We start from the raw sequence: 11,817 nt of genomic DNA on the forward strand, positions 1-11,817 counted from the left end.
CCCCAGTCCACTATGGACAATGCCGTATCACGGCGCCGCGGCCGGAACCCGCTCGGTGAAGGTCCACGACGCCAAGTCGGTGGGTGAGAGTACGGTCACCGGCTCGACTTCCGTTCGATTCAGCACCCAGCCGACGATCGCCGACGCGACCTGCTCGGTCGGCACCGTGCCCATCCGGCCCAGCGGACCGTTGTTCATCTCCGTCCACATCTTCGGCGCCCGCGCGAGCAGCACCCGCAGGCCGTGCCGCAGCGCGCTGTACCGGCCGAGCGCCTCGATCGCCGATTTCGCGATCAAGTACTGCGGGCGCTGTTCCGGTGCGTCTTCGACCGCGCCGGAGGACAGCATCGCGAGCCAGCCGCCGGGCGCGAGCCGTTCCAGTGCCGCGGTGAGCGGTACCAGCGCCATGGTCAGGCTGGTGTCCACGAACTCCCGGATGGCGCCGACGTTGTCCGGATGCAGCGAGGAAAGCAGGACCGGGGGCCCGGCGCACAGCACGACCCCGTCCAGCTCGACGTCGCCGAGCGCGGTGAACGCCGCGGTGACCTGATCCGCGTCGGTCGCGTCCAGTTCCAGCGGGCGGATCCGGTCCTCGCCGAACTCGCGCCGCAGTTCCTCGACCGCGCCCGGCGCGCGCTGGGTCGCCCACACCGTGGCGCCCTGGGCCGCGAGCACCGAGACGATCGCCGCCCCGATCCCCCGGCTGCCCCCGACCACGAGCACGTTCGACCCCGCGAGCCGATCACCGGCGGGCAGCACCCGCGTGGCCGAGTCCCAGGTCGGGGCCGGAAGGGCCGATCGCCGGAAGGCACGCAGCTCGCATTCGAGGCCCGGGCACGCGGCGGTGACGACGATCGTCCCGGTGCGCGCGTCGGCCGATTTCACCGTGGCCCGGTACCCCGGCTCCGCCGCCTCGGTGGTCCGGATCCGCAGCCCGGAGAACAACGCGTCCCGGCCGGGTATGCGCATTCCGGCGAACCAGCTCGCCCAGGCCAGCGCGCCGAGCAGCGGATCGGGGACCTCGGTTCCGCCGAGCCGATCGGCCAGCGCGCGTAGCTCCGCCGGGGCGGGAACGCCGTACTCGCCGGAGATCTCGTGCCCCCGCGCGGGAAACTCCGGGGTGTCCGGGGTGGCGGGCACCGCCCGGGCGGCGGGGGCCGGCGCGCCGGCGAGCGCGGGGCCGGGAGTCAGTTCGACCGCGAGCGCGGAGAGGTCGCCCTCGTACGCCACGACGGAGAGCACGCCGTCGTCCTTCTCCCGGACGGCGACGCGGTAGGTCACCCCGGCCAGCATCGGCCGGGAGAACCGGGCGGTCAGCTGCCCGGTCGCGCGCAGCCGGTCGCCCGGCACCGCGGCGAGTGCCGCGAAGACCGTCAGCGCACCCGGCACGATCGGCCGCCCGAACGGCGTCCGCCGCGCGAAGACGGCGTCGGTGTACAGCGGGTTCCGGTCACCGCTCGCCGCGGCGAACGCCGCGACGTCCTCGACGGTCAGCCGGATCAGCCGCTCGCTCACCGATCTCCCTTGGCGCCCGCGACGGCGAGGTCCCGTGCTTCGATCTTCCGGCAGGTGTCGTAGTCCGGCAGGATGCCCTTCTCCCGTGCCTGCGCCATGGTCGGCGCCGCGAGGTCGCGTTCGGACATGATCGGCTCGATGCCCTCGGGAATCGGCAGGCCCAGCACCGGGTCCAGCACGCTCACCGCGAGCTCGATCTCCGCGACGTAGCTTTCCGACAGCAGGTAGGACATCACGGTGTCGTCCTCGAGCGCGACGAACGCGTGCCCGAGGCCCACCGGCAGGTACACCGCGCGGAACGCCTCCTGGTCCAGCACCACGGCGTCCCATTTCCCGAAGGTCGGCGAGCCGAGCCGGATGTCCACCACGATGTCGAGCGCCTTGCCCTGCGCGCAGTACACGTACTTCGCGACCCCCGGCGGGGTCAGGGTGAAGTGGACGCCGCGCACCACATCGCGCTGGGACTTGCTGTGGTTGGTCTGGGAGACGCCGAACAGCGGACCACCGGTGGCCTCGACGAACGCGGCCTCCTGGTAGGGCGAGACGAACAGACCACGGTCGTCGGGGAACACCTTGGGGGTGAACTCGAGCGCCCCTTCGACCGCCAGTTTGCGCACCTGCATGGAGATTCCTCCCAATCGCGGTTAAAGGCTGTAGACACAGGCGAGGAGGCTGCGCGCCTCGATGTTGAGGTAATGCCCGTGCCGCAACAGATCCATGAGCTGACGGACGGTCATCCAGCAGAAGTCCTCGGGCACCTCGATCGGGAACTCCTCGCCGACCTCGACGATCCGGTACCGGGTGAGCGCGTGGTAGAACCGCCCGCCCTCCTCGGAGAGCACGGCGTCGTACCGGACCCGGCCGAGGTCGCCGGTGGCCACATCCTTCAGGAAGGGATGCGCGGCGGATTCGCTCTCCCCCGGCTGCAACTGCACCGTGGGCGCCATCTCGATCGAGTCCAGCAGGCCGAATTCGGGGCGGGCGTGCACCAGCAGGTGCAGCACCCCGCCGATCGGCCGGGCCACGAACACCGCCAGCCCCTGCCCGCGCGGATACAGCAGCGGCTGGGTCCACCGGGAAACCTCCCGGTTTCCCGCCGCCACCTCGACCGCGATGATCCGGAAGTCCCGCTGCTCGTCGTCCGCGATCTCGTGGTCGTCCCGCGACCAGTTCGCCACCCCGGAGAGCGGGATGAGCCGCGCGTGCCAGTCGCACCGGGTCTTGGCCTCGGTGAACCAGCTCAGGATCTCGCCGGTCGTGTGCAGGGCGGGCGCGTCGCCGTAGGACCGGGCCAGCGCCGCGGTGAACTCGTCGGTCGGCTGGATCGACTCCGGATCGACGAACGGCATGCAGGACAACACGGTCCGGGAGTCCATGTTGACCAGGTTGTCGACGCGCATCAGCTCCCGGATCTGCGCCAGCGTCAGCCAACGGAAGTCCTCGTGCACCGGAACGTCCCCGGTGACCTGCACGACGATGTTCCGGTTGCGCTTGCGCCAGAACCACGCGCCCTGTTCGGACTGCAGCACGTCGACCAGGACCGTGCCCCGTTCGGGGCCGGTGAAGTACTCCAGGTAACGGGTGTTGCTGCCCCGGTGCACCTGGGTGTAGTTGCTGCGGGTCGCCTGCACGGTCGGCGAGAGCTGCAGGGTGTTGACGTTGCCCGGTTCCATCTTCGCCTGCATCAGGCAGTGCAGCACGCCGTCGAACTCCTTGACGACGATGCCGAGCACGCCGATCTCCGGCTGGTTGATGATCGGCTGCGAGCGGGTGGCGACCCCGCCGTCGCGGACCTGCAGGCCCTCGATGGTGAAGAACCGGCCGCTGGCGTGCCGGAGGTTCCCGGTCCGCTGCTCGAACTGCCAGGTGTCCAGGCGGTCGAACGGGATCTGGGTGACCTCGAACCGGCCGGCCGCATGCCGCTGCGCCCACCAGTCGTGGAACTCCTCGATCGACGTGCACACGCCCTCGGCGCCGGGGCTGGGCAAGGTCAGCGGAGCGAGTCGCTCGGTCATTACGCACCTCCTCGGCCTAAGGGATGGGTGACGCGGGACTGCTGCTCGTCAGACGGTCGCCAGCACATTGCGCACGGCGTCGATGACCTTGTCCTGGTCGCTGATCGAGAGGGACGGGTACATCGGCAGCGAGAAGATCTCCTTGGCGAGCTTCTCGGTGACCGGGAGGTCGCCCTCGGAGTAGCCGAGGTGCGCGAAACCGGACTGCGTGTGGACCGGCCACGGATAGCTGATGGACAGCGAGATGTCGTAGGACTTGAGCGCCTCGACGATCTTGTCCCGTTTCGGGTGCCGGACGACGTAGACGTAGTACACGTGGTCGTTGCCCGGCGCCGTCTTCGGCAGCACCAGATCGGTGTCGCCGAGGCCCTCGACGTAGCGCTCCGCGACCGCGCGGCGGCCCGCGATGTAGTCGTCCATCCGGGTCAGCTTCCGGCGCAGGATCTCCGCCTGCACCTCGTCCAGGCGGCTGTTGTGCCCGGGCGTCTGGACGACGTAGTAGACGTCCTCCATGCCGTAGTAGCGGAGCCGGCGCAGGTTCGCGTCCACCTCCGGATCGCTGGTGACCGTGGCGCCCGCGTCGCCGTACGCGCCGAGGACCTTGGTGGGGTAGAACGAGAACGCGGCCGCCTTGCCCATCGAACCGGCGAGCCGGCCGTGGTGGCGCGCCCCGTGCGACTGCGCGCAGTCCTCGAGGATCGGCAGGCCGTGCTTCGCGGCGAGCGCCTCGAGCGGCGCCATGTCGACGCACTGCCCGTAGAGGTGCACGGGCAGCAGGCAGCGGGTGCGCTCGGTGATGGCGGCGGCGACCTGATCGACGTTCATCAGGTAGTTGTCCTCGTGCACGTCGACGAACACGGGGGTGGCGCCCACGGCGTCGATCGCCACCACGGTCGGCGCGGCAGTGTTCGAGACGGTGATGACCTCGTCGCCCGGCCCCACGCCGATCGCGCGGAGCCCCAGCACGATGGCGTTGGTTCCGTTGTCGACTCCCACACAGTGCGAAACCCCGTGGTACGCGGCGAACTCGTCCTCGAACTTCTGCACGCTCGGGCCGAGAACCAGCTTTCCGGAGCGGAACACGGTGTCGACGGCATCGAGGATGTCGTCCCGTTCCTTCTCGTACTCCTGCAGGTAGCCCCAGACGAATAGGGTCATGGTGGCGCGTCACCTCCGGGGCGCATGTTCACCGGTGTGTCAGTGGTTTTCGAAAGTTTCCGGACAAAATTGAAGCAGCGGTTCAGACAATGCCCTTGAGCAACTCCGTGCCCTGTACGTCCCACTCTTCGCGATAGATGGCGTGCACGTACATGTCCCAGAGTTTCCCCTGAAAGTACAGGTGGTCGGGAAGGACGGCTTCCTGACGAACGGCCGAGGCGTACTCGCCGGTGAAACCGAGACCGGTCAGGTCCGCCTCGTGCGTCTGGAAGTATACTTTCCGAATCCGCCACATGGCAAAAGCGAAATTGACGGTCAGCGCGGCCGCGTCCGCCGAAATCCCCTCGGACTGCTCGGCATCGGTGTGCACGGCGGCCTGCACGTGCCCGGCCGGGGTCAGCTCGGACAGCGAGCTGAAGCCGACGACGTGGTCACTGTCCCTGCGCTGCACCAGGAACTGGGCCGCGACCCCACGGCTGAAGTTCTGCAGGAACACTTCGAGCGTGGGCAGCGTGCTCCGCCCGGACTGGAACAGGATTTCGTAGACCTTGGGCCCGTCTTCGGCGGTCGCGGGCCGCAGCAGCACCCGTTTGGACTCGACATGCGGAAATAGCACTATTCGCCACCTTGTTTTATTTCAGAAGCTGGTCGACCGGCGTCTCGCCGGCGGGACGGCCCAGGAAGAGAACTCAACCGAGAAACTAGTTCCGCGGCAGTCAGCCCGTCAAGGAACCGGGATTTTCGAAAACACCCTATTTCCCATCATTCGCCGGCAGTTTTGGCGGAGGTCACCAAGCCCACGCCTCCGGCGCGGGCCCACCCTTGCCCACCGGTGGAAAGAGGTCCTCGAGTTTCTTCAGTACGCCGTCGGGCAGCTCGAGGTCAAGCGCGCGAATCGCCCCGTCGAGATGGGCCATGGTGCGCGTTCCGGTGACGATCGCGGTCACGCCCGGACGGGACAACGTCCACGCCTGGGCCACCTCCGCCGGATCCAGGTTCTGCTCCAGGCAGAACGCCTCGTATTCGGCGATGGTGTCGCGGTGGGTGTCCAGGGCGACCATGGCCCGGCCCTGCGCGGTTTTCACGGCCGTGCCTTCTTCGAGTTTGCGCAGCGCCCCGCCGAGCAGGCCGCCGTGCAGCGGCGACCAGACCAGCACCCCGATGCCGTAGGCCTGTGCCGCGGGAATGAGCTCCACCTCGACGTGCCGGGTCACCAGGTTGTAGATGCACTGTTCGGAGGTGATGCCGAGGAAGTTGCGGCGGTTGGCCGCCTCCTGCGCCGCGGCAAGATGCCAGCCGGCGAAGTTGGACGAGCCCACGTAACGCACCTTGCCCTGCCGCACCAGGATCTCCATGGCTTGCCAGATCTCTTCCCAGGGGGCGGCACGGTCCACGTGGTGCATCTGGTACAGGTCGATCCAGTCGGTGCGCAGGCGGCGCAGCGACTTCTCGCACGAGGCGATGATGTTCCGCGCCGACAAACCCTGGTCGTTGGGCCAGTCGCTCATCGGGTTGAACACCTTCGTCGCCAGCACCACCTTGTCCCGGCGCTCCCCACCGGTGGCGAACCACTCGCCGATGATCTCCTCGGTGAGGCCGCGGTAGATCTGCCAGCCATACTGATTCGCGGTGTCGAAGAAATTGATTCCCCGCGCCAACGCCTCGTCCATCAGGGCAAAACTGTCGTCCTTCGACGTGCGGACACCGAAATTCAGTGTGCCCAGGCACAAGCGGCTGACCTGTAATGCGGTACGGCCGAGCGGTACGTGTTGCACCTCAATCCTCACCTCTGCGCGTCGTTTTCTCCGAATGCCAGGTTCGCGGCTCCGGCCAGCAGGATCGCAGAGTCGGCGGAAACCTGAAACAGCTTGATGGTTCAGCGAGTTGAACGCGGCGCCAGCGTACTCGCTCGGCCACCCCGGCCGACCCGCGCGAGCGATTCGCCCCACACCGGGCGAAAAGGGCGCACACCGAGAATATCGGCCGCCAATCCCGAACGCAGCGGACCGCAATTACCGGAACCGCGCATCCACCCCGCGCGCCCGCGCTCCGCGACCCGGAAGCGGACCGGGGAGCGCGGCCGGGGCCACCCTCCGCGCATCCGCGTTGTCCCGCGCGCGGGACAACACCCGGGACGAACCGCCCGAACCCGGCAAATGCGATCACCCTGCGCACACAGATGCTTACCGGGCTTCGCACGGTCACCCGTCCGAGCGGCCCGTGGCTCGCCTGCCCGCGACCGCGGCCGGAACCGGCGCCCGCATTCTGTCACCACGCTTACAACCCGCTGCCAAATGGCCTCTATTACTACCAAAGTTCAGTGTGTTGCGACTAAAGTTCGTATACATCTACCAGTGGGTAGACAGTAGTTTCGTCGACGGGCACATCGTCGCGCCGCCGACTTCTCGCCGCCGCGCCCGAAATCGATCTTTCTCGCCGGGCCGCGAATTCATGCTGATGAATAAATATCACATTTTCCGGAACAACCTACGGTCTCGTAAGTTGTCCACCAGAAGGAATCAAACCCCGGTACTTGACAACGTAACGACACTGCTGGCAACCTGTGCGACCAGTAGGGATATTTAGATCTGGGGTGGGTGATAGATGTCGGCCAGAAGCAGACAGAGTCTCGACGGCGTTCATCAAGAGTCGACGAGGGGGAATTCTCCGTCGGGGCCGCCCAAAAACAAATCTCGGCCACCAATGACCGGATCCGCTCTAACTAAAAGGACCAGTCTTTTCCTGCCACCCAGAATTCCTTTGGATGAATGGAGCAGGATCGGCCGGCAGATATTCGTCATTCACGAATCGTCGGCCTGGTGGCTCGGTGACTGGCTCATCTACGGCCAGTCGCAGTACCCGGATCGCTACAAGCGAGCGATCGCCGAGACCTCACTCGATTACCAGACGCTGCGGAACTACGCCTGGGTGGCCAGGCGTTTCGGCGTTTCACGGCGACGTGAAGCGCTGAGCTTCCAGCACCACGCCGAGCTGGCGAGCCTGCCCGAATCCGAGCAGGACGAATGGCTCGACCGGGCGGAGAAGTTCCGGTGGTCGAGGAATGAGCTGCGAAACCGGGTCAAGATCAGCAAGAACGCGGAACAGAATGCGGATCGCAAACCACGGGAGGTGCTCAACATTCAGATGAACGTCCTCCCGGACCGCAAGGAACGGTGGCAGGAAGCCGCCGCGAGCGCCGAGCAGGACCTGCTCACCTGGATCGTGTCGATCCTGGACGACGCGGCAATGGCCACCCTGGAAGAAGCGGAGCCGGCCAAGGCCCTGCTCTGACCGGCCCTGCTCTGAACCACAGGCGGGCCGGACCTTCCTCCCATCGAGCGGCCGCGGGCACCCAGCCCGCGGCCGCTTTCGTGGTGCGCCGGTGGCTCCTTGCCCCGGGGCTGGCAAGGAGCCACCGGACCGGCACCACTCAGACCACGTGGACGTCGGGGACGTAGAGGATCCACTTGCCGCCGGCGTCGCGGAAGTCCTGCTCCTTGGCCATGATCTCCTCGGCGTGGTTCCAGGCGAAGAGCAGGGCGTAATCGGGGTACGGGTTGGCGAAGTCGGCCGGGGTGCGCACCGGGATGTGGGTCCCCGGGCTGAGGCGGTTCTGCTTCGCCGGGGTCGTGTCGGAGATGAACGACACCAGGTCCGGGCCGATGCCGCAGAAGTTCGTCACGGTCGCGCTCTTGGCCGTGGCGCCGTAGGCCACCACCTTCTTGCCCTCGTCCCGCAACTTGGCGAGCAGCTCGATCAGGTCGGTGCGGATCTGGGTGACGTTGGCGCCGAACTTCTCGAGCGTGGCCCGCTCGGCGAGCGAACGGTCCGCCTCCCACGCCAGCAGCTCGGCCACCGCCGGGGACGGCGTACGCGCGCCCCGCAACGCGAGCGTGTAGCGCACCTCGCCCCCGTGCACCGGGATCCGCTCGACGTCCACCAGTTCCAAGCCGTTGCGCGCGGCCATCTCCTGGACCGACCGGGCGGTGAAGAAGTAGAAGTGCTCGTCGTAGATCTGGTCGAAGGAGTTCCGCTCGACGATGTCACCGAGGTACGGGTCCTCGAAGACGAACACCCCGTTCGGCCCGAGCAGCTTGGTCACGCCGGCCAGGATGGAGCCCATGTAAGGAATGTGGCACAACGTGTTCGCCGCGTAGATGACGTCGGCGGGGCCCTGCTTCGCCCGGATGTCGGTGGCGGTCGACTCCTCGAAGAAGTCCTTGCGCACCTGGACGCCCTTGGCCGCGGCGAGATCCGCCACGCCACCCGAGGGCTCCACGCCGAGGTGCCGGACACCCGCCTCGGCGATCACCTTCAGCATCACGCCGTCGTTGCAGCCGAGCTCCACGATGAACGGGTCCGCCCCGGTGAGCTCGGTGGTGAGGAAACGCTTGGCCAGCTCCTCGAAGTGGGTCCGCATGAACGCCGACCCCGAGGAGAGGTAGGGGTAGCTCTCGTGGAACATGGCTTCGCGGGGCACCTCTTCCATGAGCTGCACCATGGTGCACGACTCACAGCTGCCGGTGGCGAGCCGGAAGAAGAACTCCTCGCGCGAGTCACCAGGAGCGACGAACGCGTCGGACAACGGTTGACGTCCGAAGTCGAAGAACTCGTGGACGGTGCCGTCGCAGATGCGGCACCGGGACGTGGCCGACATGCAATCTCCTCAGACTCTCAGCCAAAACAATGGCGACGTGACGGGAAAAGGGACACAAACGCGCCTGCCGCAGGACACGGTACACACGTTCCCGCTCAGAAAATAGCCGATTGCGCGCGGTTGGCAACACCGTAACGGACCCCTAGTTTCCCTGCGCCAGCACGAGTGTTGCGCAACCGGTTGGGATTAATGGAAGATACCCCGGTAACGCGCGACTCTCTACAACGTCCGCTTTGGACTGTCTTCCGGGCTCCCGCCGGTACGCGCGTCACCAAGTCGGAAGTACCGCGATCCCCATTCGATAGATGTGCAGGTACCAATGCAGAAACCTCTTCTGGCAGACGATCTGAATTTGGGCACCGTGGGCCTCGGCTGCATGTCGATGTCGCACGCGTACACCCCCGCCGAACGCGACGACGAGGAATCGATCCTGGTGGTCCAGCGCGCCATCGAACTCGGGATCCGGCTCTTCGACACCGCGGACATCTACGGGCCGTTCACCAACGAGAGCCTGCTCGGCCGCGCGCTCGAGGGCCGGCGGGACGAGGTCGTGATCGCCACCAAATGCGGTCTGGTGACCGAACCGGACGGGAAGCTCAGCCGAAACGGCCGGCCCGAGTACCTCCGGGCGGCCTGCGACGCTTCGCTGCGCCGGCTGCGGACCGACGTGATCGACCTCTACCAGCTGCACCGGGTGGATCCGGAGGTCCCGCTCGAGGAGACCTGGGGAGCGCTGGCCGAACTGGTCACCGCGGGCAAGGTGCGGGCCCTGGGCATGTCGCACGGCACCGTCGAGGAACTCGAACGCGCGCACGCGGTGTTCCCGGTCAGCGCCGCCCAGTACGAACTGTCGATCTGGGCGGACTACACCCGCGAGGACGTCCTGCCCTGGTGCGCCGAGCACGATGTGGACTTCCTCGCGTTCTCCCCCATCGGCCGCGGCTATCTCACCGGGAAGCTCGCGGTCTCGGAGTTCGACGCCGACGATTCCCGTTCGCGCGACCCCCGGTTCACCACCGATGCCATGACCGACAACCAGATCATCGTCGACGGGGTGCGCGCGGTCGCCGCGCGGCTGGACGCCACCCCCGCGCAGGTCGCGATCGCCTGGGTCCTGGCGCAGGGCGAGCGCGTGGTGCCCATCCCCGGTACGAAGAAACTGCGCTGGCTGGAGGAGAACGCGGCCGCCGCGGACCTCAAACTGAGCGACGACGACCTCGCGGAACTCGACGCGCTGCCGACCCCGATGGGGCACCGGCGCTGGAAATAGCGCGGCCCGCCGCGATCGTTGACTGACCAGCGACTCCCGGCACAGGGTGGTTCCGGAGTGCGCCCGGCCGTCCCGCCAGCGGGACATCCCCGGGATCCGCGCACTCCCCCGTGACGGTTCGAAGGTGAGGCGTTCTTGCTCTACCCCCACACGAAATCCCGGCGGACCGTGCTCCGGCCCACGACCACCGCGAACAGCGAGACGTTCTACAAAACCCTGCTGCGGGCCGGGATCGAAAGCCTGCCGCCGATGGACTCCATCGCGGAGGACTTCGCCTGCCTCGACGCGCTCTTCCTGGTGGAGCGGCGGGACAACGGCGAAGTGCTCGGGTACAGCACGCTGCACCGGTCCAATACGGCCGGACACATCGAAATGGGGCTGTACACCGACACGACCCGGGCGAGGTACGGCATCGGCGGTGAAGCGGTCGTGCTCACCATCAACTATGCCTTCGCGACGCTGAACATAGATAAGATGATCGTGCGCACCACCGAGGCCAGTTTCGCGGGACTCGGTGAAGCCCTCGACAACGAGGGCTTGGAAGGTGTACTTCCTGGACATCTCTACTTCCGCGGGAACCTGTGGGATCTGCATTGCTATGCGATGCGGAGGGCGGAGTGGGAGGAATACATGCACCACGTGGGCCCCGTGCTCGGCGCACGCTAGGCAGAAAAACGAAAGGAAGAACGTTGACCGAGATTCCCGCCAAGAACGATCTGGTGAGCGCGCTCAAGGAAATCGCGAAGATGATCTGCGCGGAACAGCCGGACGTGCCCGAGCCGGAGACCGTGAAGGACCTCGACTCCTTTTCCTTCGTCCAGGTGATCCTGGAGGTGGAGAACGAGTACAACATCAAGATCCTGGAAAATCTCGACGAATTCAGCGGCGAATCCTTCGACGACCTCGCCGACTTCATCCTCAAGCAGGACACGACCGCGGCGGACAAGGTCGGTTCCTGACCTGCGGACCGGCATCGGAAGAAGGGGCAGGAATCTTGTCCGGCGAAGCGCAACACCTGGTCGTGGTCAACCACGAAGAGCAGTACTCCATCTGGTCCGCCGATCGTGAGCTGCCGGCCGGTTGGCGGGCGGAGGGCACCCGCGGCACCCGCGAGGAGTGCCTGGCGCACATCGACAAGGTCTGGACCGACATGCGACCGCTCAGCTTGCGCCGACGGATGGCAACAGAGGGCCGCTGACCAT

12 protein-coding genes are annotated in these 11,817 nt (G+C 66.9%); 5 read left to right on the plus strand and 7 right to left on the minus strand.

Features of this window, described 5'->3' with window-relative positions:
• Window positions 1-27: 27 nt before the first annotated feature.
• From FXO23_RS35180 to FXO23_RS35205, 6 genes are all read right to left on the minus strand, one after another.
• The gene (locus tag FXO23_RS35180) at window positions 28-1,515 is read right to left on the minus strand and encodes an SDR family oxidoreductase (protein ID WP_158890355.1); all 1,488 of its coding nucleotides are present in this window, start codon (window positions 1,513-1,515) and stop codon (window positions 28-30) included.
• Window positions 1,512-2,138, minus strand: coding sequence for a dTDP-4-dehydrorhamnose 3,5-epimerase family protein (locus FXO23_RS35185; RefSeq protein ID WP_158890357.1), 627 nt, complete (start codon window positions 2,136-2,138; stop codon window positions 1,512-1,514). The genes FXO23_RS35180 and FXO23_RS35185 overlap by 4 nt, the downstream gene beginning before the upstream one ends.
• A 21-nt stretch (window positions 2,139-2,159) precedes the next feature.
• Window positions 2,160-3,530 (minus strand): NDP-hexose 2,3-dehydratase family protein, encoded by a 1,371-nt coding sequence (locus FXO23_RS35190; protein WP_158890359.1) that lies wholly within the window; start codon window positions 3,528-3,530, stop codon window positions 2,160-2,162.
• Window positions 3,531-3,578: 48 nt separating this feature from the next.
• Window positions 3,579-4,688 (minus strand): DegT/DnrJ/EryC1/StrS family aminotransferase, encoded by a 1,110-nt coding sequence (locus tag FXO23_RS35195; RefSeq protein WP_158890360.1) that lies wholly within the window; start codon window positions 4,686-4,688, stop codon window positions 3,579-3,581.
• Window positions 4,689-4,770: 82 nt separating this feature from the next.
• On the minus strand, window positions 4,771-5,304 hold the full coding sequence (locus tag FXO23_RS35200; protein ID WP_218952244.1) for a GNAT family N-acetyltransferase: 534 nt from the start codon (window positions 5,302-5,304) through the stop codon (window positions 4,771-4,773).
• Between the two features lie 172 nt (window positions 5,305-5,476).
• A complete protein-coding gene (locus FXO23_RS35205; protein WP_246258217.1) occupies window positions 5,477-6,475 on the minus strand; it encodes an aldo/keto reductase in 999 nt (332 codons plus the stop codon).
• A 916-nt stretch (window positions 6,476-7,391) separates the two neighbouring features.
• Between FXO23_RS35205 and FXO23_RS35210 the strand changes: the two genes are divergently transcribed.
• On the plus strand, window positions 7,392-7,979 hold the full coding sequence (locus FXO23_RS35210) for an LmbU family transcriptional regulator (protein WP_158890366.1): 588 nt from the start codon (window positions 7,392-7,394) through the stop codon (window positions 7,977-7,979).
• A 139-nt stretch (window positions 7,980-8,118) separates the two neighbouring features.
• Here the strand turns inward: FXO23_RS35210 and FXO23_RS35215 are convergent, their stop codons facing one another.
• The gene (locus FXO23_RS35215) at window positions 8,119-9,345 is read right to left on the minus strand and encodes a class I SAM-dependent methyltransferase (RefSeq protein WP_158890368.1); all 1,227 of its coding nucleotides are present in this window, start codon (window positions 9,343-9,345) and stop codon (window positions 8,119-8,121) included.
• Window positions 9,346-9,706: 361 nt separating this feature from the next.
• Between FXO23_RS35215 and FXO23_RS35220 the strand changes: the two genes are divergently transcribed.
• The 4 genes from FXO23_RS35220 (at window position 9,707) to FXO23_RS51900 (ending at window position 11,813) form a co-directional block, all read left to right on the plus strand.
• A complete protein-coding gene (locus tag FXO23_RS35220; protein ID WP_246258218.1) occupies window positions 9,707-10,615 on the plus strand; it encodes an aldo/keto reductase in 909 nt (302 codons plus the stop codon).
• Between the two features lie 135 nt (window positions 10,616-10,750).
• Window positions 10,751-11,281 carry a GNAT family N-acetyltransferase gene (locus FXO23_RS35225; protein ID WP_158890372.1) on the plus strand — a complete coding sequence of 177 codons (531 nt, stop codon included), beginning with the start codon at window positions 10,751-10,753 and terminating at the stop codon, window positions 11,279-11,281.
• A gap of 23 nt (window positions 11,282-11,304) precedes the next feature.
• Window positions 11,305-11,574, plus strand: a complete 270-nt coding sequence (locus FXO23_RS51895) for a hypothetical protein (protein WP_179956973.1) — start codon at window positions 11,305-11,307, stop codon at window positions 11,572-11,574.
• Window positions 11,575-11,609: 35 nt separating this feature from the next.
• Complete coding sequence (locus FXO23_RS51900; RefSeq protein ID WP_179956974.1) at window positions 11,610-11,813, plus strand: MbtH family protein; 204 nt, start codon at window positions 11,610-11,612, stop codon at window positions 11,811-11,813.
• The last annotated feature ends 4 nt before the right edge of the window (window positions 11,814-11,817 follow it).

Origin of the sequence: Amycolatopsis anabasis (genome assembly GCF_009765355.1) — a bacterium.
Taxonomy (GTDB): domain Bacteria; phylum Actinomycetota; class Actinomycetes; order Mycobacteriales; family Pseudonocardiaceae; genus Amycolatopsis; species Amycolatopsis anabasis.